Source organism: Selenomonas sp. AB3002 (genome assembly GCF_000702545.1).
Lineage (GTDB): Bacteria > Bacillota > Negativicutes > Selenomonadales > Selenomonadaceae > Selenomonas_B > Selenomonas_B ruminantium_A.
Genome location: NZ_JNIO01000008.1, coordinates 1,005,741 through 1,023,293 on the forward strand (window position 1 = coordinate 1,005,741; position 17,553 = coordinate 1,023,293).

Below are 17,553 nucleotides of genomic sequence, written 5' to 3' on the forward strand. Positions count from 1 at the left end.
CGCCCCCTCATTTTAAGACAATGCAACTTTGCGGGCGACCATTGCGGTGCTGTCATAGACAACAGTGCCGAAACGAATCACGCCGCGGAGAGCCGTGCCATATTTCCGCCACAGGTATTCGGTGGAAATCGAAAGTTCAAGTCCCTGCTTCTCGAACATCCAGACGTAGGCCGCAAGGTTGCCGATGTAGAAGGGTGCATATTCCGTGGTCGTACTGCTGGCGGTTACGCTCCAATTTTCAAGCAAGGAATCTTCGACGATGACGATTTCCTTGCCGCGGTACATATACTTATCGGGCGCGGTAACATCGGGGACGAGCAGGGGGCGATTGTTGCCGTCGTCCAGATTGGCGAGGAACAGGAAACCGCTCTGGTTCGTGTAGATTTTTGCGTTATTGTAAAACTTGCGGGGCAGGTTTTTAAACAACGCTTCGTTAAGTGCTTTATGCGTGGAAATCGTGGTCGCATTTGCGCCATTAGTGCCTGCCAATGTTCCCAGATGCCCCAGGACGGCGGCATTCTCAGAACGGACAGCGGCGAGAGCCAATTCACGCCCGCAAATGTCCACAATATCCGCGGACGCATCATCAATAATCTGATTAGATACGGGGATAATCAATCCCTTATCTTCGACCGTATAATTTGCCTGCCCAAACGCCACATCATCCTCGGCAATGTCCGTCAGTTCATCGAACGCCGTAAAGACGAGATTCTGGTCGGAAATGGTCGGCCATTTGCCCGAAGTATACGGGGTCTGGCGGACGGTAATGTAGTCGCGAAGCTGAGTAAATTCGTTCCGCTTGTCCTGAATCTGCATCCACTGTTCGGTCGGGACAAGATACCCGCCGCGGCTGGAAACTGCTTCAATCTGCCCAGGCGTGCCAGGGTTGCCACTGGTGTTCGTGACATTCTTATAAGCGGCCTTTTCCTCGTCGGTAAGACCTTCGCCGCCATGCAAAACGAGCTTGTTAAATGCACGCCTAGCAAGTTCGTTTTCGGGCAGGTTGCTGGTGGGGGCAGGTGTGCCCTTTGCCACGGTTGCAATGTCCTCGGCTTCGAGGGCTTTTGCGGCCTTGTATTCATCGACAAGGACGTTCAATTCGCCCGCCCATTTTGCGGCTTCGGCAAATTCCTCTTTGTTTTTAAGGTCGGAAATCTTCGCGGAAAGGGCATCGATTTCCTTCCTCATTTCATCGGATTTTTTCATTCTGCTAACGCTCCTTTCGCAATAGCGAGAGCCGTTTCTATACGGCATATATTAGCTGTGTTATCCACAGTATCGACAACTTTATTAACCGCCGTGGCGGGCTTATCACGCGGCGAGAAACGCAAATCCTTCGGTGCTTTGCTGAAGTTTACAAACTTCTTGCCCGCGCAAGCAACTGCTTCCGAAGCACCTGTTACAATTATATCAAAAATTTCCGCGGCTTCTTTGCCCGTCAGCCAGGTTTCTTCGTTTACCATGTCGGAAATTCTTTCGTTTGTGATTCCCTCTTTTGCCGCCTTGCGATAAGTCGTTTCCAGACCTTCCTGCAACGTGTCCAAAATCTCCGCGGTTTTGCGCAAATCAAACGCATTGCCATTTACACCGACGGACGGTTTGTGAATCATCAAATACGCATTCTCGGGCATTTCCCGTTCGTCTGCCGCGAAGAAAATCTGGGTCGCAATACTACAACACCAGCCGTCAACAACCGCTTTTGTGTGCCCGTCGTGACGTGCAATCATGTTCGCCATAGCCACGCCTGCGCCAATCATACCACCATCAGAATTGATGTAGATAGTTAAATCTTTGCCTTTCAGTTCGTCAAGCTGTTGACGGATTTTCGCAGGCCATTCATAGCCTTTTTCGACGCCCCAAAACGCCAAGGAATCCCCTGCCACATCATCAACAATATCGCCGCTGATGTAAATTTCAGCGGATTTATCCGTCTGATTCTTGATTTTGAGCATCTACTTCGCCCCCTTCTCTATTCGCATACGCTTTCCCAATTTCTTCGAGTTTTACATAAGAACCATTTACCATGTGGACATCGCCGTTTTCGCACGGTGGCAAATCCAATTTATTACGGGCTTCATTCACGGAATAAATTGCGCTTTGGGTCATTTTCTGCAAGACGTCTGCCTGCTGTTGCGGGTCGCCGCGCAGAATAGTCCACACGTTAAACTTGTAGCCCAAACCCGCATCCTGCTCCCGCCTAGTGAGTAGTTTTCGGTTCATTTCCTGCTCGTAAATCGTGATGTTATACAGGAGCGTGTTGACGTAAAATTGTAGATTCTGCATCGCGCTATTGTTATAGCTCGATTTTGTATAGTCATTTAAATGGTCGGGCGACAACCCAAACGCCGCCGCAATCTGCAAGGCATTGTATTTTTTTAGCTCGTAAAACTGCGAATCAGTCAGTTTCATATTGAGCGGTTGCACGTCCCACCCGAACGGAATTGAAAACATTTTTGTTTTACTTCTACTGATTTGCGTTTCTATTACATCAATGACTTTTTGACGCTTCTGCTCGGACAGGTCGCCAATATATTTAACCACCGCGGATGCTGTCATTCCGTTTTTATAAAGGTCGTTTAAATATGTCTGACTTTCTTTATTCCCCGCCATTGAATCAGCAAGAATTTCCCGAACAGATTTACCAACAAGCCCCGTATTTTCCGTTATCCATGACCTCACATGAATAATGTCCTCGGGATGTATAAAATACTCATGCCCGTTATAGTCGTATTTATAGTAATAACGCCACAACGGAAATTCGTCAAGATTATTCACCCAAACTTGCATTCGCCTGGGGTCGAGAATATGCAACCCTTTTAGCTTGCCTTTTTCGCGCTCAGTATAAGCATAGGCATTGCCGTAATGATTCCGAAAATATTCCATCGTCGTGAAGAATTGCAACGGGGTCATTACCGCATTCGGGGAAATTCCTAGCGCATACATGGTGTCGTGCTGGACGCGATTTTTGTTTGAATCCATCAAATAGACGGGGATTTTCCCGAGAGATTCCGACAAAACTTTCATGCAGGTAAAATATGTTACTTCGCTTATGTCCGCCGTATAAGTCCCCGCTTTACCGCTGAAAAGTTCAATAATATCGCTCATTCTGTAGGTCGTTTGGGCGTCATTTTTGAACGCACTTTTCAGCCTGTTCCAAAACTCCATTTAGTCATCACCTCCCATGGCTTTTAGCCATTCGTCCGCCGCTGAATCAAAATCGACTGATTTTTTATTGAGGAAATGCAGTTTCCATGCGTCTATTATAGCATCAATCGGGTCGATTCTTTTTGCCTGTGTCATTTTATCAATTTTAATTTCACCGAACGAATTTGGCTGTGAAATGACGGCATTGACCGCGCTCCATGTCAGCAACGAATTATTTTTGTCGTACTCAACAAGTCCCGCCTTTACTGACAACTGAAAATCTATTGTCGGGTCGTTTAGGCTACGCGCAGATTGTTTAACCTCGACCAAATCACAATCTAAAACAGATTCAAGGTCGGCTAAAAACGTCGCCGCGTTGTGGTTGTCATAGCCACACCCGACAATCTTTAAATCATAGTCACGGATGCAAACCGCTAAATCGCCCACAATCGCCTTATAATCTGTCTTAATACCATACATGTCCGACGTTAATGTTATAAGCCCTGCGCCCGCCCAGACGCCATACGGGGCATCATCCGTTTTTATGTGTTCCTGCAATCTCAATTCGGGCATATAACTATGCGACCATATATATACGCGGTTATCTTCAAGCGGGAAAAGGAGGGCAATTGATGTTAAATCGCCACCGCTGGAAAGGTCAATCCCGAGATAACATTCACGCCCCCGCATATCCTGCAAGGTTCGCTCTGATGCACATTCCCGCCATTTATCCATGTCAAGCAATGCGCCACCCGTAAAAGTTACCCACTGATTGAGTGATTTTGTCAAAAAATTAACTAATTCATCGCCCTGCTTTTCCTTCGCATCTATGGCTTTTTCTGCCATTCGCGCAATCTTCGTCGCATCCATTTCAGTGTCGTTCGTCCAAAGTTGAAGCGGATTTGCTTTCGCCCAATTTTTCGAATCCCAAATATCATCATCTTTGTCTAGCTCCGCGATATAGATGAATAACGAATCTTTTTTGACGTTACCTGCAAGCACTTGTTTGCAGAATTTATAATGCTCATAACACGGGGAATTAAGATTAAATCCTGCCGTTGTTATCGCCAAAGTTAAGGCATTATCGACGGCAAGTTGTCCGTCCTGCATCAACTTATACATTTGACTTGTAGGGTGTGCGTGATACTCGTCAACTACTGCCAAAATTGAACGAAAACCGTCTGCCGATTTCGTATCCCTGCCGATGGCTTTTATCGTCGTTCCTGTTACTAAACTCGTTATCGTGCGGTCATATTTTCGGATTTTATAAAGCCCCATCAAATCCCTGTCGGATTCGATAAATTTATCCACCTCGTCCCAAACAATGTTCGCCTGTTCCTGCTTTGTCGCCGTACAAAAGATACGCCCCCGCTGGTACGACGAAAATGTTGCGCGGTCATTGCACATTGCACCTGCTAAAAACGACTTGCCATTTTGCCGCCCCATCTGAATATAGGCTTCCCGATAACGCAGGATTTTCGACCTCTTTTTTCGCCATCCGCACAATGAGCCAATAATAAAATTTTGGAATCCTCTCATGGTTAATTGTTGCGCGGAAATGCCCTCACCTATGGTTAATTGGTTCGCGATATCGATATGTCTTTCCGCTTCTGCAACATCAAAAATATACTCACATTTTGGGTCGTTCATGTCGTCAAGATGCCGCTTACACGCTTGATATTCAGCCCGCCCACATATACGCCCGCCGTTAACAATTAATTTTGCATAGGCGGTTGTTCTATCGGCTGTTTTTCTTGCCATAAAATCACGCCTTATTAAGATACTTTAAATACTTGTTTTCCGCTTTTTCTTCGGGTTGTTTCGGGACAATTAAGCGCAATCTATCAGTAATAGCCAGTCCCAATTTAGACGAGCATTTCATAATTGTATCTTCCGCTTTTTTCTGTACTGCCAGAAACGGCGAAACCGTTAAGCCGTTTTCAGTTTTGATTACATCGCCATATTTATGCAACTGATTCGCGGCCTTTATATATTTATCCACCGCATCTGCATACATCGCAATGTAATGTAAATCAAGATTATCAAGAAAGGGAATTTTCCCCGCTTCCGTCACAACACGCATATATTCTTTTTTCCCTGCTTCCGTGAGCCAGGCAGGGGCTTCCGCTGTCAATTGGTCGCGGTCACCTTTTAATTTTGATTCCTGGGCGGCTCGCTCCAATTTTTCTTTTTTGCTTGTTTTTCTCGTGGACAAGGACACCACTTTTCGGGGTCTGCCACCGTTATTTCCTACCATTTTTTAGTCTCCTTTCAAGTGTCTCTAAGGCGTTGAGTTTTGGGCGTTTTTTCGCGGGAAAAGCGGGGGTGTGGTGGAAGGACAAAAAGTCGAATCTTTCAAATGTCCCCCCGTGGTGGACATTACGCACCCCTAGCCCCCTTTAATGTGTTACACCGACAGTGCGCAAGTTGCACATTATCCCAACTATGCACGCCACCTCTGGATAGTGGTTTAATATGGTCTATTGACGGATACATAGCACCAGCGATAAACGCTCCATCCCTAATCGTATAATCATTCACATCAACAACACGCCCGCACAATTTGCATCTACCATTATCCCGTTCAATCAATTTTTCCAGTGAAATATTTTTATCAACAATTTTCCCTCGTAATCTTTTTTTAGCGTGTATGTGTTGTAATCGTTTTTGATATTTATCCCGACAAACTTCCGAGCAAAAAACTTTGCTTTTCTTTACTGTCGGCGTAAACTCACATCCACAATTTCGGCAATACTTTCTTTGTACTTTATAAACTGCTTCGCGTCTTTGTTCTGCACGCTGTCTGTTTTGTTGTCTATTATATTCCTTTTGGCATTCAACACTACAGCATGACCGCTTTGCCTTATCCATAAAAACCTGTCCACAAATTACACAAATATTAGTATACCATCCCTCAATCTTTCCCACATATTTTAGCGGTTTCGCCCTATCATTTTTTACTTGCGCAATATGTTTTGCTGAACACTCCCGCGAACAAAATCGATAACTATGCTTATTTCTTACTACGCCACCATAAAAAAGTTTCCCACACCATTCGCATATATACTTATGTGTTAAGGATTTGTTTTCCTGGTGGCGTTTATAGCTCGGCGTGCACTTATCACAACAGTATATTTGATTCTTTTTAGATGCTAAAAATTCCGTCTTGCACGTAGGGCATATTTTTAGCGTTTTCTCTACTGGCGTATATCTTTTCTTGCTGGCTATTACTCGACATTCCTCCGAACAATACTTAGCAAAACTAACGCCAATTACCTTGACATAATTCCTGCCACAAATCAAGCACGTTCTTTCCTTCATGCCTTACCTCTTATCGCGAGCAGTTTCCTTCTCATTTCTTCCGCAACTTCTCCACCTTTTGCATACGCTTCGTGGATTAAATCGTGCGTTCTTTTTGACACCACAACCAAATTATCTAAGCTCAATGCCAGGTCGGGTCGCTCTTTAACTGTCCAGATATGATGCACCGTATGACCTTCAATAAATCGCTGTTCATACTGTAATAAATATTCGTCTGTATAGTTCGCCCTGTGCCGTGCGGCTGTCGCTGTTTTCTTCCACAAATACGAATTATACATATTATCATGCTCGACCTTATCCCGCCTTTCTGGCGGTGCATAGCAAGAACATTTTTCGCCTTGTTTTACAAACTTTCCGCATCGAGCACAGTACCGCACTAGCATTCTTTTCGCCACCTTTCCGCCAAAATTTTCGGGGTACAATTATTCCATGCAATGTGATGATGTAAGCGCAAATGGCTTCCGCCCATTGCTCCAATCGTGACACATGATGGCGCACACATCACCGAATAAAATGATTTCCTATATGTTCCATTTGCTAAATAAATATCCGTCAATCCTCCTGCATTTGATTGCGTTTTTGTTTGCACCACAATCGCCCGAAGAATTGTGAAGAATAATTCGCCACGGATGCCCCCGACAACATAGGTATTTGTATCTTCGTTTATTCTTCCGATTATCTCAATCCGATTGTCGGTTTTAAAAAACCATACGTTCATCGCTTTGCGAATTAACTGTCGTTCCCATGTGCCAGATTTAACCCCTCCTATTAAATCTCCTCCTTGTCCCAATGCGACGGTTTTTGCCCCGCTTTTATCCAGAAAATCAAACATTGCATTATATAATTTATCAAGATTATTGCACGATTGAATCTTTAATTTTTTGCCGTCTTTTGATTCATACCGAAATTGAAAGTCTTTATAATCATCGTCGAGAACAATAAAATAATCAAAGCCCAAATCTTTCGCAATATCAAAAACTGCATTGCGGGCATAAACGACAACACGCCTATCATTATCATTGTCCATTATGTCGAATTTTCCGTCATAATCCGCCTTGCAAAACTGCACAACCTGGTCGCCGTATATCTCCCGATAACGCTCCTCCTGGTCGTCCTCGTCGTCAATTACGATGTAAATTTTACCCGTGTAATTTTGTTTTTTTAATGTCTTATAGGTAATGACATTATCCGCCCTGCCATGCGTCAGAATGAATACCGCAAAATTCCTGTCAATCATTTTTGACACCTGCCTCCGCTAACATTTCGTCAATCTCTTTTGAGAGATTAACATAGCCGTCACGAATAGCATCGTTATAGTCGATAATAACTAGGGCGGAATCCTCCATAAGTCGCTGAATTTCTGGCGTTGTTTGGGCATAAAACTCCGCTATTTTGGCATAATTAAAAACGTTGTGCCTAGCAGTCGCCAGCATCAAAAAACGCTTAACATCTTCGTCAAGATTTGCGCTATGTATGGCTTCCATTAACTGCTCGGATTTGGTAGTGTCAACCAGCTCCGATGCCGAGACTTCTTCCCCTGTAATTTCGTAGTGCGGAATATCGACCTTTTTTGTATATGTATCATCTTCCGCAATTTCTTCAGCGGTTTTAAATCCGTATTCCTCCATGTCTATCGAAGATATTGATTTCAATTCCGCTTCTAATGCCTTTACATCGAAGCCGCTATTCATCGTCAGCTGATTATGAATCAGCCCGTATGCGCGCCGCTGTTCGTCCGTCAAGCCGTCCAATTTAATCACGGGTATCTTAGTATGGCCTAGCTCTTTTGCCGCTTGTAGACGGCCATGACCTGCAACTACCTGCCCATTCCATGTCGCTATAGGGTCGTTAAATCCAAACTCCTTTATACTAGCTTTAATTTGTTCGATTTGCTCGGGCGGATGTTCCTTCGCGTTATTCTCATAAGGCGTAATCTGTCCTATATCAATATATTCAACTTTTAATTTATGTGTTTCCATGCTTTTCCCTCCGCTATCAATCTAATCGGCGTGACGGTTACGTTGAATTTTTCAGCTAAGGCTTTAGCCCCATAAACCGCGTCGCCCTTTATGTAGTGCCGTTTTATAAATCTTGCTTGTTCCTCTGTTAATTTGTGATTCCCATGCGCTTCACCTTGCAACGGCTTATTTAGATGATTTTCCCACGCATGATGAATGTTATCTAAGCAGGACACCCATTCTAAATTCGCCGCGTGATTATTTGTCTTATTGCCGTCTTTATGATTCACTTGTTCCAGATGCTTAGGATTTTCGACAAAAGCCTCCGCAACAAGCCTATGCACAAACTTTAATATTCTTTGCCCGTCGATGTTTGCATCAAGTTGCAAATATCCTTTCGTGTCCTTTGAACCACGTACAAAATGCGTTGATATATGAACGCATTTGCCGTTACTACGCATTATTGTCCGTTCTAACGCTTTTATTCGTCCATAATTACTAATCATATAGATACCTTCCATGCCTGGAACGCTCCGCCATATTTCGCCCTGTATTTGTTCCATGTTACCACCTCATTTCTGGTACGACAAAAGGCCACCGCCCCACGATGGCCTCGCCGTGTAAGAGATATTTACTAGGGGGAATGTTCCACGCTTTTATTATAGCGGAATTTCGGGCGTGTACGTTGCCAGGGCACGAAAAAAGGGAGGTTTTTACCTCCCCGATGCTCATTGCGGTGTCTGCTGAATCCGCTTTATGATGCCCCGATACTCCCGCCAGATTTCGTCAACCTGCTTCGTCATTTCGTGCAATTGTACTTCTTTGCGGTTGATTTCGTCCTGGGCGGCAATCAGCTTTAAATAAGTAACGCCCAAAGTTACCGCCAGCCCAACGCACACGCAAATCAAAAACGACGTTATTTTATTCATCGCTAGATTCCTCCGCTTCTAGCCATTTAATTTTTCCGTCTATGCAATGGCTTTTATCCCATTCGTGCGCCTTAAATTTGCAGGCCATCACGCCATAAATATTCATTTCCCGATATGCGCATCCGTTGCAATTGTCGCTCGAATATCTTTCTAGCCACCACGCAAATTCGGACGCGGACATTTTACGAATCCTGCTTATGTTTTTCATACATTTCGCCTTTCACTTTTACGAACAATTTCGACCATTTTTCATTCATCACGATAATAGATTCGTTGATTTTCTCCGCTAAATTTAGCATCATATTGTACTGTTCCTGCCATTTATCATTAAGCCGCCATGCAAACATCACCATGACGACAGCAGACAAAAAAGATATTACCGCAATAACCGCCCAGATGCTACTTTCCGTCATTTTTTGATTCCTCTCTTTCCCCTCTCGCAAACGCCCACGCAATCAACGCCACCATAATTGCAGGCCACACCGTCCTGAAAAACTCAATATCTGGGCAAAACCAAAAGCACAGCACCATGCCAATGAGTATGCCAGTACATAAATACCAGGCGTTATCCTCTGTCCTTGACAATGTCCATCCTCCAATCGCCCACGTTAATCAAGAAAAAACAGCCACCAGTGCCCTTATCCATATCTCTGGCGAACACACACCCTGGGCAAGTGCCATCATCCCTGCCCGTAGCTTCGCAATGCTTTACAATCTCTTTAACCGCCTGCACCATTTGCTTATCAGTCATTGCTTATCTCCTCCTCATCCAACTTAACCATTATTATCGTATCTCTGCTCATTCTGCGGCCCTCCATTCGTTTTTCTCTCGTCGGCGAAGCCGCAAAGTATAGCGTGGATTTCTTAAGCCCCCATTTGTCTGCCAAGACGGGAATTGTTCCTATATCAACAAACCTATCTCCACGATATAAAGCGTACACCATTGCTACCGCCTCCGCTCTTTATAAACCTCCTGTAATTCGTTTAGAGCCGCCACCACCTGCGAACATATCAGCGTGTCGCACTTCACACCACCACGAAGGATAATGCCTGTCTCGAACAGTTTTATCAACTTATCCAATGCTTCTTCTTTCCTTGTCATTCCTCGTCCTCCACAATCTCCGCCTCGCCTGTCAACAAACGCCGTAATAAATTGTCACCGTCATACCAGCCACCAACAAATATTTCCTGCTTCAATCCTTCCTTTGTGAATTTACAGTTGATTTCAAAGACGACTCCCAACCTCACCATAAATTCTTCGCCCAGCTTCTTGCCGAACATCTTAGCAACCTGCTCCATTTTATTTTCCATAAACTCTCGCCCTCGTTCCTTTTATCAAGCTATCCAGCCAATAATCAGACAAAAACTGCCCGTCTTTTGTGCAAATAACCAGACCTCTTTTTGTGATTTTCCCTCGAAATTTCAAAGCATCTGTGCCGAAAATAAACTCTCGTCCCATTTTAACGCCTAAATTTTCCGCTACCTGCTTCATCTTATTTTCTGTCATTGCCAGCCCTCCGCTTTCCCTTTTGATAGGCTTCAATCATTGCTTCGTCGAGTAAATCCATCAACCTATCATAAATTTGCTTATCAAGCAACGGTTTCACCTCTAAATCCATTCGTTCCCATAACAATTTAATTTTACCTTTTGCCATCGTCCTGCGCCTCCAAGTATATTTTATCTAAATACGGTGCTAACTGATTAAGCCCATAGCTTGCATTTGCACAATCAGTATCATTTCGCAACTGCTGTCTGTTGCATAGATAGTCCGATTCAAAATCAGCCAGTAAATTCAACAAATCTTCTAGTTGTTTTTTAGTCATCGTCCTCGCCCTCTTTACTCCTATTCCATTCATCAATTTTTCTGTGTAAACGCCCGTCAAAATAACAATCGTCAATCTCTTTTATAAGCCACATCCAGACGGCAATAATAATCGGCGTCGCCAACGCCAGGAGAACACACACGACTATTTTTTCACCCTCACCCATTGTCCCTGCTCCTTTCGTACAATCTCAAAATAATCGGCTACTGTGATGCCCCCACAATGCGGGCAAATCAAGCGGTCGCGATGCTGTTTATCTTCTGCCCGTTCAACGACCGCCAGCTTCCCGCATGAGCATTTTGCATACTCTATGCTATTACTCATTCCTCAAATTGTCCCCACCCGCCAACAGGCCGCCAGAGGTGCAAAACGTTCTCTAAATCTCCCACGCCATGCAGATAATTTTCGGCCTTTGGATGTATCTGGTGTACTTCTTCATCATCCCGCCAGAATATCTCTTTAATTCTACACATATCTTTCCATGTCGGGGTCGATTTATTTGAGTTTGTAATACTTACGGAAACGTGCTCCATTTCGTTGCCTGTTTCTTCGTCTTTATCGACAGTACATATAAAATTAAACTCTTTTTTCTGTCCTTTTAACTGCACGATTCCCCCGTGACCGTTCATCCAATTTTCCCAATCGAAAACCTGGGGATTTGTTCTTATTTCGTCAATCGTTCGCATCGCTATACCCCATATCTTTTAACATTTCTTTTTCATCATCAATTTTGCAAGCACAAATTTCAATCGGCTTTTTACCGCTTACAATCACAACCGCGGAATAAGCATCATTTTCGCGATAATACCGATGCAATTCGATGCCCTTTTGCAGTTCCCGCACGACCACACGACTACGAATTTTATTTTCTTCTTTTTCAATTTCTTGCAGGTATTTTTTTACTAATGCTTCTTCCCCCTCCCTGCAACACGACATATAAAAATCCTTCCTGCCGTGAGCATCTATAGAATAAATTGCGGAAATTTCTGCGCCGTTTTTATTCCGATAGCGATGCACCTCCGCGCCGTTCGGCAATGTTTTAACAATGTCGTGGACGGTTTCGCCCTTGCTCGTAAAATCTTCCCTTTCTGCCATGTAAAACGCCATCATAAGACGCATACTTGCATTAGTCAGATGATTTTCGTTTCTGTCGCCCATGCGATACAAATTTATGTGCCGCATAGCCCGCGCCAGATGCTCGTCGGCAGGAATTTTCTTCCACGTCTGTCCTGGATATTTCACCGCGCCTTTTGTCAATCCCTGGGCGACGGAATCCAGCCACGCGGGGTAAATGTAGCGGTATTCGTTTCTCTCTTTTTCTTGATTATAATCGTGGTTCATTGTCTTTTCTAAAACCATTATTTTCGCTCCTTATAAAAAATAACTCAATTTTAATTTTCCTTTTTTATCGTTCCATTACGTCTTAAATCCTTCTGTAATCTCTCCCGAAATTCTTTCTTGCTCATTACATGATTTTGCGCCTTTTCTTGCATTATCATGCCCGCATAAATCGACATTATTCGCCGTACTTCTTTTGTGCGATTTCCTTTCCTTACCCGCTCCCTCAAATGTTGCCAATATCCATCCCGATGTTTGCTATTCATTCGGCCAAATCACTCCGTCCATAGATGTATAAAAAATCCTCCGCTGAGAGCGTTACAAGCCACGGCTTTCCGTTTTTTTTATGCGCTACAAGGGGGATATCATTCCCGCCATTGGCAGTCGCATCACGCTCGCTTTGCTCCATTGCTTCACGCAGGTTTAATCTTTCTACGTGCTTACATTCAACGTGAATATTTGCCAGCCCTTCGACGTCCCCTGCTTCGCCAGTTTTCCCGCAAAATTGAGCAGTTCGATGCACTTTTTCAAAACCGCATTTTTTGCAAAGATTGACGAAATCGCGCTCCGCTCTTTTGCCTTTGTCACGGCTGAATTTGCCCATTGATATCACCTCCGCTAGGGGAATAAATGCTATTGTCATAACTGTTTAAAATCCTGCCAAAAATCGCGCGTATCTCTTTTAAGCTCTTTCCAGAAAGCAATCTGCTGATTTCGGGAAAAACATCATTGTTATCATACTGCAATTCCTTTTGAATGGCTTTTTCTGCTTCCGCTTTTTTCCTCATTGCATCTTCGTATTCCGCCTTCGAGTTAATCCAATCCTTGTAGATGTCATTTATTTCAGACGCCAGGTTATGCAAGCAAAGATTTTTGTCTAGAAATTCGGCCATAACAGGGACAATGGCAAATGTCGTCACATCTTGCCTGTAGTTCTCTCCTTTTACTTTATATTTGCAATACATTGAAAGTAGTGCGTACCCTTCCTTGCGCATAGCCGCATTTAATGCCTTACCGTCACCTTTTTTTATACCCAAAGCACTTGCAACATCCTCGACTTTTGCAACGTCCGCTATACAAATCGCAGGTTTATTCTCTTCGTTCCACGTCAATCGATAGTTTTCTATATATTCCCCCTCAAAACGGTACTCGTCAACCGCTTGACTATGCGCGGGCATTCGAAAAATACTTAGCGCATTTTCATCATATTTAAATGCAGGTCTATAAATTCCATACGCAATAAACTCGATAGTATCCGCAATTATTTTTTTATCACGGGAGTTGCCTTTACTTTTTTTTAATGCCTGCAACACTCCGCAAATATTGATTCCCTTTTCAACTACCCTATTATGTATACATGAGATTTTTTCTTTTTGACCGCCTTTAGGAATTACCTCGTATGCCCCTTTTGCACCTGCTAGACTATATCCCCCGAAATTAAACATCACTTCGACAAAATCGAAAAATATCTGCCCGTCTGTTGTAAAAAAAGCGGTTATATCTTTTCCGTGCGGCCCTTCATATTTTTTCACCTCGTGTGCGTACTTCATCTGTTTTGTTCCCCCTAATTCTGCTCCATAATTTCCAGCCAAACACCCTTATCAAGACGCCCGTTTATCTTCGGCAATTTGCCGAATTTCTTCGCTAAATCCCGCCCGTATTTATTACAGAATTTAGTCAAAGTCGCGCAATCTGCAAACCCCATTTCGATAGTTAATCGCGTTAATGATTTAATCTGCATCCGCTTGCAAATATCCAGCATCAGCCGCCACCTATCCTCTCGTTGGGTCTGCGTACATAATCCGCCTTGAAATCTTGCAGTACATTTATTTGCTTCCGCCCTGGAAATCTTCGTGGCGCATTGGTCTATAATCCAGCCCCTTTCGACGAATCCATCAAAAACCGTGTGCGCCCTGGTAATCTTCTGCCCTTCGTAGTATGCCACGTGCCCCGCTATCCTGGTGCATTCCCTGTGCGGATGCCGTTCCCTATAGTCTTTCTCGGCTTTTTTCGTCCAAACAACCGCCATTTTGTCCTCCTCGCCGTAAAAACGGCTCATTTGCCCCTTAAAAATCCTTCCGCATATAAAGTTACCTGTTTGCCATTGCGGTTCGTTTTTGCCCCGAAAAATCGGGGCAAATTTTGCTCAGAATTGATTTTCGTCTATTTCCTCCCGCCCCTTTTGCAACGCAAGCATCATTTTCGCCTTTTGCTCCTCAGAAATCACTTTGCGCCCCTTGCGAATTGTAATCAGCTTTTTGTCCGCCACAAATGCCGCGCCGACCACCTGCCCTTCCTGCCGATACTCTTTAACTAGCTTATAAGCATCAAGCCCGCGAAGCCGTTCCAGCAGAAATGTGTCCGCGGTGTATAAAATCATTTCGTCGCTTGACCTGTCCCACGTTATTACGGTTTCTTGCTCGCTCATTGATAAGCCCATGTAAAAACCTCCCCTCGAAATCTGTGTATATGCCCCTGTCGCTCCGTAGAAGGGCGTACAAGGGCTTTTATTCTGTCCGCCTATATCTCAGTATTGCCCCACCTCCTTTCGTGGCCTGTCGCCAGCCCTGGGCGATATTTGCTATTTTGACCTCAGATACCTACCCACGCCGTCAATCTGTGCAGGGTCGATTAAAGTTATCGTGCTATCCTCATGCACATAAACTTTATAGCCCGCATCACAGGTGGCCTTTCGGATAAACCGAAGCTGGTTCGTGGCTATATATGCCTTTCGCATTTCGATAGCTTTTTGCACTTGCCAAAACTCATTTATCCCGCAATTGGGCATCCGCTCGCCCACATACACGTGAAACTCTAACGCCATTGCTATTCCTCCCCTGCTTTAAATCATGCTTAAATCAAGCGGCTTGCGCTCAGATACTCCGACGAAAGGCAAATAAAAGCAATTGCTTTTGATGCGGTCAATCAGTCGCCCGCCGTAGGTCTGCGATAAATCATCGGGAGAATAATTCGTCGTGATAATTGTCGCCAGCCTGTTATCATAGCGGCTTGAAATTATGCTATCGACTTTCGCCAGCACCCACGCGAAATGATTATCCTCCGCACCCAAATCGTCAATCACTAGCAATTTTGCTTCGCGGATTTCGGTTTCGTATGCCGCCGCTTCGGACGCATCTGTATTTCGCATCGAGTATATCTTGTCTATGAGTGATGCCATTGTTACCATAACACCCCACCCGCCGCCGTCGATGTATTTCCTCAGAACCGCGACCGCGAGCGTGGTTTTCATAGTCCCAAAACCGCCCGCTAAAATTATGCCCCTGCCAGCCTTTAAATGCTCGGCTAGATGGTCTGTGTACTGGCAAATATATTGCCAGTTTTGAGCAACGGATTTATTTTTCGGGATTCCCTGCGCACGGATGCTGTCAAGCGTGGTCGCCTGGAATCTTTTCGGCAGTTTTTGTATTGCCGCAGTTTTTCTTTTTTCCCGTGCTTCCCGCATTGCATCTTCCTGCATTTGACGGGAAATATCTTCCCCCGACTTATTACCAACCAGGTTTATATTCGACATTTGTCCAGTCGCTTGATGTTTTGCGCGGAGGTCGTTGACTACTTTTTCCCAATCTTCCACGAGCATCATCCTTTCGGTCGTCGTCGTCTGTCCAGTTTTGCAGTATGCCCTTGATATAAGCTAAACTCTTTTTTCCGCGGGCTTCCGCCCTAGTTATTGCTACCTCAGTTCGTTTCGTCCCAAATTCTGAGCATAACGCCTTTAAATCATCGGCTTCGGATTTTGAGCAGATAGGGCGAATCTTTTGCTGGTACAGATTTAAAATTTTTTCTGGCAAGGGAGGGGGGCGGTTTCGGGCGTGGATAGATTCTCGCTAGTATCTTCTAGTGAGTTAGTATATATAATATCCTCCCTATCCTTACCTAACCTAACCTTACCTAACCTAACCTTACCTATGCTTCCATCTTGTACACAATCCTGTATACATCCCTGTATACAGGATGTATCCACCATTTCGTAAACCTTAGTTTTATCATTGACTTTGACGAGATTTTTTTCTGGCGTCTGCGATGGATGATACCTGTCCTTTTGTATGTAGTTATGCACTTTCCAGTGTTTTACAACCACCACCCCGCTATCAAAAGGGATGATGTATTGTTTAGCTATAAGTAATTTCAGTTCATCGTCGCTTGCGCCTATCATGCGCTGAATCCGTTTGGGATTATTTATAAAGCCGTCGTCGTCCGCCCGCATTGCCAGATGAAAATATAACGCCTGGGTCGTCAAGGGCAGGTCTAAAAAACTGTCGCTATCGATAATTGTTTTTGAAAACATTCTTCTTTCCGCCATTGTTTAACCTCGTTATGCAATCACTACAGGAACGCCCGTCACCCGCTCAATCCTCCTTTTAAAATCTTCCGCGTTTGAATTGCCGTCGCTCATGTGAATAAGCGTTATTTCTTTCGCGGTTAATTCATCATAAGTCGAAAAATATTCCTCTAACTTTTCGATACTCATGTGCGTTTCAATTATCCGATTTGCGTAGGAAATTTCCGCGCCATTTTCCACGTTTTTGTCAAGAATAGCCCTACTATAATTCGCCTCAATTAGCCAATAATTGACCTTTAAAAACTTGTACGGAATTGCGGACAAATCCGTCAAATAAACCAATCTTTCTTCGGTTTTAATTGACCGAATATAATAGCCAATACAATCGCAATCATGCGGGACATAAAACGCCTGGATATCGAACGTACCCACATCAAAATTATAGAGGCGTTCTTTCATCGTCATGTACTTTTCAACGGGGCGAATATTAGGCCACCAATCAAGCATATCTTTCGGCGCATAGCACGGAATCCCGCGCCGAATTAGTGCATCGATAGCCCTGCTATGGTCTTTATGTTTATGTGTTATTAAGGCCGCGGAAATCTCCGATAATTTGTAATCACAACCCTCGGAAATTCGCTTTAACGGGATGCCTGCATCTAGCAGGAGACGGGTCGAACCGTCCCCCACTAAATAGCAGTTACCCGACGAGCCTGTTGCTATTATTTTAATGTCCATA

The 17,553-nt window shown here is 44.2% G+C and carries 29 protein-coding genes; all 29 read right to left on the reverse strand.

What is annotated here, in order from left to right; genetic code table 11:
- Positions 1-12: 12 nt before the first annotated feature.
- On the reverse strand, positions 13-1,206 hold the full coding sequence (locus P159_RS0112645) for a phage major capsid protein (RefSeq protein WP_029544561.1): 1,194 nt from the start codon (positions 1,204-1,206) through the stop codon (positions 13-15).
- Entirely contained in the window at positions 1,203-1,952 is a 750-nt protein-coding gene (locus P159_RS0112650; protein ID WP_029544563.1) for a head maturation protease, ClpP-related, read from the reverse strand. The genes P159_RS0112645 and P159_RS0112650 overlap by 4 nt, the downstream gene beginning before the upstream one ends.
- Positions 1,924-3,165: a phage portal protein gene (locus P159_RS0112655; RefSeq protein WP_029544564.1), complete on the reverse strand. Its 1,242-nt coding sequence runs from the start codon at positions 3,163-3,165 to the stop codon at positions 1,924-1,926. The genes P159_RS0112650 and P159_RS0112655 overlap by 29 nt, the downstream gene beginning before the upstream one ends.
- Positions 3,166-4,905, reverse strand: a complete 1,740-nt coding sequence (locus P159_RS0112660; protein ID WP_029544566.1) for a terminase TerL endonuclease subunit — start codon at positions 4,903-4,905, stop codon at positions 3,166-3,168. It abuts the gene before it with no gap.
- Between the two features lie 4 nt (positions 4,906-4,909).
- Complete coding sequence (locus tag P159_RS0112665; protein ID WP_029544568.1) at positions 4,910-5,401, reverse strand: phage terminase small subunit P27 family; 492 nt, start codon at positions 5,399-5,401, stop codon at positions 4,910-4,912.
- 122 nt (positions 5,402-5,523) lie between these two features.
- Positions 5,524-6,465, reverse strand: a complete 942-nt coding sequence (locus P159_RS21020) for an HNH endonuclease (RefSeq protein WP_037377055.1) — start codon at positions 6,463-6,465, stop codon at positions 5,524-5,526.
- Positions 6,462-6,848, reverse strand: coding sequence for a hypothetical protein (locus tag P159_RS0112675; protein WP_029544570.1), 387 nt, complete (start codon positions 6,846-6,848; stop codon positions 6,462-6,464). Before P159_RS0112675 ends, P159_RS21020 begins: the two co-directional genes overlap by 4 nt.
- On the reverse strand, positions 6,842-7,702 hold the full coding sequence (locus P159_RS0112680; RefSeq protein ID WP_029544572.1) for a hypothetical protein: 861 nt from the start codon (positions 7,700-7,702) through the stop codon (positions 6,842-6,844). The genes P159_RS0112675 and P159_RS0112680 overlap by 7 nt, the downstream gene beginning before the upstream one ends.
- Positions 7,695-8,444, reverse strand: coding sequence for a ParB/Srx family N-terminal domain-containing protein (locus tag P159_RS0112685; RefSeq protein ID WP_029544574.1), 750 nt, complete (start codon positions 8,442-8,444; stop codon positions 7,695-7,697). The genes P159_RS0112680 and P159_RS0112685 overlap by 8 nt, the downstream gene beginning before the upstream one ends.
- Positions 8,426-8,986, reverse strand: coding sequence for an NUMOD4 domain-containing protein (locus P159_RS0112695; protein ID WP_051650349.1), 561 nt, complete (start codon positions 8,984-8,986; stop codon positions 8,426-8,428). The genes P159_RS0112685 and P159_RS0112695 overlap by 19 nt, the downstream gene beginning before the upstream one ends.
- Positions 8,987-9,151: 165 nt before the next feature.
- Entirely contained in the window at positions 9,152-9,352 is a 201-nt protein-coding gene (locus tag P159_RS0112705; protein WP_029544578.1) for a hypothetical protein, read from the reverse strand.
- Positions 9,353-9,534: 182 nt separating this feature from the next.
- Positions 9,535-9,807, reverse strand: a complete 273-nt coding sequence (locus P159_RS0112715; protein WP_185753730.1) for a hypothetical protein — start codon at positions 9,805-9,807, stop codon at positions 9,535-9,537.
- A 110-nt stretch (positions 9,808-9,917) separates the two neighbouring features.
- A complete protein-coding gene (locus tag P159_RS0112725) occupies positions 9,918-10,103 on the reverse strand; it encodes a hypothetical protein (protein ID WP_029544585.1) in 186 nt (61 codons plus the stop codon).
- A complete protein-coding gene (locus tag P159_RS0112730) occupies positions 10,096-10,296 on the reverse strand; it encodes a hypothetical protein (protein WP_029544587.1) in 201 nt (66 codons plus the stop codon). The genes P159_RS0112725 and P159_RS0112730 overlap by 8 nt, the downstream gene beginning before the upstream one ends.
- Positions 10,297-10,298: 2 nt before the next feature.
- Positions 10,299-10,454 (reverse strand): hypothetical protein, encoded by a 156-nt coding sequence (locus tag P159_RS20705; RefSeq protein ID WP_185753731.1) that lies wholly within the window; start codon positions 10,452-10,454, stop codon positions 10,299-10,301.
- Entirely contained in the window at positions 10,451-10,663 is a 213-nt protein-coding gene (locus tag P159_RS0112740; RefSeq protein WP_029544588.1) for a hypothetical protein, read from the reverse strand. Before P159_RS0112740 ends, P159_RS20705 begins: the two co-directional genes overlap by 4 nt.
- On the reverse strand, positions 10,653-10,859 hold the full coding sequence (locus P159_RS0112745) for a hypothetical protein (RefSeq protein WP_029544590.1): 207 nt from the start codon (positions 10,857-10,859) through the stop codon (positions 10,653-10,655). The genes P159_RS0112740 and P159_RS0112745 overlap by 11 nt, the downstream gene beginning before the upstream one ends.
- Positions 10,846-11,007, reverse strand: a complete 162-nt coding sequence (locus P159_RS20710; RefSeq protein WP_185753732.1) for a hypothetical protein — start codon at positions 11,005-11,007, stop codon at positions 10,846-10,848. Before P159_RS20710 ends, P159_RS0112745 begins: the two co-directional genes overlap by 14 nt.
- Complete coding sequence (locus P159_RS0112755) at positions 10,994-11,176, reverse strand: hypothetical protein (RefSeq protein WP_029544592.1); 183 nt, start codon at positions 11,174-11,176, stop codon at positions 10,994-10,996. Before P159_RS0112755 ends, P159_RS20710 begins: the two co-directional genes overlap by 14 nt.
- The gene (locus P159_RS20715) at positions 11,169-11,342 is read right to left on the reverse strand and encodes a hypothetical protein (protein WP_185753733.1); all 174 of its coding nucleotides are present in this window, start codon (positions 11,340-11,342) and stop codon (positions 11,169-11,171) included. The genes P159_RS0112755 and P159_RS20715 overlap by 8 nt, the downstream gene beginning before the upstream one ends.
- A gap of 154 nt (positions 11,343-11,496) precedes the next feature.
- Positions 11,497-11,862, reverse strand: coding sequence for a hypothetical protein (locus P159_RS19550; RefSeq protein WP_051650350.1), 366 nt, complete (start codon positions 11,860-11,862; stop codon positions 11,497-11,499).
- Complete coding sequence (locus P159_RS21025; protein WP_318253576.1) at positions 11,849-12,535, reverse strand: dATP/dGTP diphosphohydrolase domain-containing protein; 687 nt, start codon at positions 12,533-12,535, stop codon at positions 11,849-11,851. Before P159_RS21025 ends, P159_RS19550 begins: the two co-directional genes overlap by 14 nt.
- Positions 12,536-12,776: 241 nt before the next feature.
- A complete protein-coding gene (locus tag P159_RS0112785; protein WP_029544596.1) occupies positions 12,777-13,118 on the reverse strand; it encodes a hypothetical protein in 342 nt (113 codons plus the stop codon).
- Positions 13,099-14,064: a hypothetical protein gene (locus tag P159_RS0112790; protein WP_029544597.1), complete on the reverse strand. Its 966-nt coding sequence runs from the start codon at positions 14,062-14,064 to the stop codon at positions 13,099-13,101. The genes P159_RS0112785 and P159_RS0112790 overlap by 20 nt, the downstream gene beginning before the upstream one ends.
- Before the next feature lie 14 nt (positions 14,065-14,078).
- Positions 14,079-14,573: a hypothetical protein gene (locus P159_RS0112795; RefSeq protein WP_185753734.1), complete on the reverse strand. Its 495-nt coding sequence runs from the start codon at positions 14,571-14,573 to the stop codon at positions 14,079-14,081.
- Positions 14,574-14,660: 87 nt separating this feature from the next.
- Entirely contained in the window at positions 14,661-14,954 is a 294-nt protein-coding gene (locus P159_RS0112800; RefSeq protein WP_029544602.1) for a hypothetical protein, read from the reverse strand.
- Positions 14,955-15,356: 402 nt separating this feature from the next.
- Positions 15,357-16,106, reverse strand: a complete 750-nt coding sequence (locus P159_RS0112810; protein WP_185753735.1) for an ATP-binding protein — start codon at positions 16,104-16,106, stop codon at positions 15,357-15,359.
- Positions 16,107-16,304: 198 nt separating this feature from the next.
- Positions 16,305-16,835, reverse strand: coding sequence for a hypothetical protein (locus P159_RS21265; RefSeq protein ID WP_072004155.1), 531 nt, complete (start codon positions 16,833-16,835; stop codon positions 16,305-16,307).
- A 12-nt stretch (positions 16,836-16,847) separates the two neighbouring features.
- The gene (locus tag P159_RS0112820; RefSeq protein ID WP_029544609.1) at positions 16,848-17,552 is read right to left on the reverse strand and encodes an MBL fold metallo-hydrolase; all 705 of its coding nucleotides are present in this window, start codon (positions 17,550-17,552) and stop codon (positions 16,848-16,850) included.
- Position 17,553: the final 1 nt, after the last annotated feature.

What these genes read in the sequence shown, in the direction of transcription:
- P159_RS20705 (WP_185753731.1), bottom strand. Translation starts at nt 10,454, where the DNA reads ATGACAAGGAAAGAAGAAGCATTGGATAAGTTGATAAAACTGTTCGAG.
- P159_RS0112800 (WP_029544602.1), bottom strand. Translation starts at nt 14,954, where the DNA reads ATGGGCTTATCAATGAGCGAGCAAGAAACCGTAATAACGTGGGACAGG.
- P159_RS0112675 (WP_029544570.1), bottom strand. Translation starts at nt 6,848, where the DNA reads ATGCTAGTGCGGTACTGTGCTCGATGCGGAAAGTTTGTAAAACAAGGC.
- P159_RS20710 (WP_185753732.1), bottom strand. Translation starts at nt 11,007, where the DNA reads ATGGCAAAAGGTAAAATTAAATTGTTATGGGAACGAATGGATTTAGAG.
- P159_RS0112785 (WP_029544596.1), bottom strand. Translation starts at nt 13,118, where the DNA reads ATGGGCAAATTCAGCCGTGACAAAGGCAAAAGAGCGGAGCGCGATTTC.
- P159_RS19550 (WP_051650350.1), bottom strand. Translation starts at nt 11,862, where the DNA reads ATGCGAACGATTGACGAAATAAGAACAAATCCCCAGGTTTTCGATTGG.
- P159_RS0112755 (WP_029544592.1), bottom strand. Translation starts at nt 11,176, where the DNA reads ATGACTAAAAAACAACTAGAAGATTTGTTGAATTTACTGGCTGATTTT.
- P159_RS21025 (WP_318253576.1), bottom strand. Translation starts at nt 12,535, where the DNA reads ATGGTTTTAGAAAAGACAATGAACCACGATTATAATCAAGAAAAAGAG.
- P159_RS0112665 (WP_029544568.1), bottom strand. Translation starts at nt 5,401, where the DNA reads ATGGTAGGAAATAACGGTGGCAGACCCCGAAAAGTGGTGTCCTTGTCC.
- P159_RS0112795 (WP_185753734.1), bottom strand. Translation starts at nt 14,573, where the DNA reads ATGAGCCGTTTTTACGGCGAGGAGGACAAAATGGCGGTTGTTTGGACG.
- P159_RS0112705 (WP_029544578.1), bottom strand. Translation starts at nt 9,352, where the DNA reads ATGAATAAAATAACGTCGTTTTTGATTTGCGTGTGCGTTGGGCTGGCG.
- P159_RS0112685 (WP_029544574.1), bottom strand. Translation starts at nt 8,444, where the DNA reads ATGGAAACACATAAATTAAAAGTTGAATATATTGATATAGGACAGATT.
- P159_RS0112680 (WP_029544572.1), bottom strand. Translation starts at nt 7,702, where the DNA reads ATGATTGACAGGAATTTTGCGGTATTCATTCTGACGCATGGCAGGGCG.
- P159_RS0112790 (WP_029544597.1), bottom strand. Translation starts at nt 14,064, where the DNA reads ATGAAGTACGCACACGAGGTGAAAAAATATGAAGGGCCGCACGGAAAA.
- P159_RS21020 (WP_037377055.1), bottom strand. Translation starts at nt 6,465, where the DNA reads ATGAAGGAAAGAACGTGCTTGATTTGTGGCAGGAATTATGTCAAGGTA.
- P159_RS0112655 (WP_029544564.1), bottom strand. Translation starts at nt 3,165, where the DNA reads ATGGAGTTTTGGAACAGGCTGAAAAGTGCGTTCAAAAATGACGCCCAA.
- P159_RS20715 (WP_185753733.1), bottom strand. Translation starts at nt 11,342, where the DNA reads ATGGGTGAGGGTGAAAAAATAGTCGTGTGTGTTCTCCTGGCGTTGGCG.
- P159_RS0112645 (WP_029544561.1), bottom strand. Translation starts at nt 1,206, where the DNA reads ATGAAAAAATCCGATGAAATGAGGAAGGAAATCGATGCCCTTTCCGCG.
- P159_RS0112730 (WP_029544587.1), bottom strand. Translation starts at nt 10,296, where the DNA reads ATGGTGTACGCTTTATATCGTGGAGATAGGTTTGTTGATATAGGAACA.
- P159_RS0112745 (WP_029544590.1), bottom strand. Translation starts at nt 10,859, where the DNA reads ATGACAGAAAATAAGATGAAGCAGGTAGCGGAAAATTTAGGCGTTAAA.
- P159_RS0112740 (WP_029544588.1), bottom strand. Translation starts at nt 10,663, where the DNA reads ATGGAAAATAAAATGGAGCAGGTTGCTAAGATGTTCGGCAAGAAGCTG.
- P159_RS0112650 (WP_029544563.1), bottom strand. Translation starts at nt 1,952, where the DNA reads ATGCTCAAAATCAAGAATCAGACGGATAAATCCGCTGAAATTTACATC.
- P159_RS0112820 (WP_029544609.1), bottom strand. Translation starts at nt 17,552, where the DNA reads ATGGACATTAAAATAATAGCAACAGGCTCGTCGGGTAACTGCTATTTA.
- P159_RS21265 (WP_072004155.1), bottom strand. Translation starts at nt 16,835, where the DNA reads ATGGCGGAAAGAAGAATGTTTTCAAAAACAATTATCGATAGCGACAGT.
- P159_RS0112660 (WP_029544566.1), bottom strand. Translation starts at nt 4,905, where the DNA reads ATGGCAAGAAAAACAGCCGATAGAACAACCGCCTATGCAAAATTAATT.
- P159_RS0112725 (WP_029544585.1), bottom strand. Translation starts at nt 10,103, where the DNA reads ATGACTGATAAGCAAATGGTGCAGGCGGTTAAAGAGATTGTAAAGCAT.
- P159_RS0112695 (WP_051650349.1), bottom strand. Translation starts at nt 8,986, where the DNA reads ATGGAACAAATACAGGGCGAAATATGGCGGAGCGTTCCAGGCATGGAA.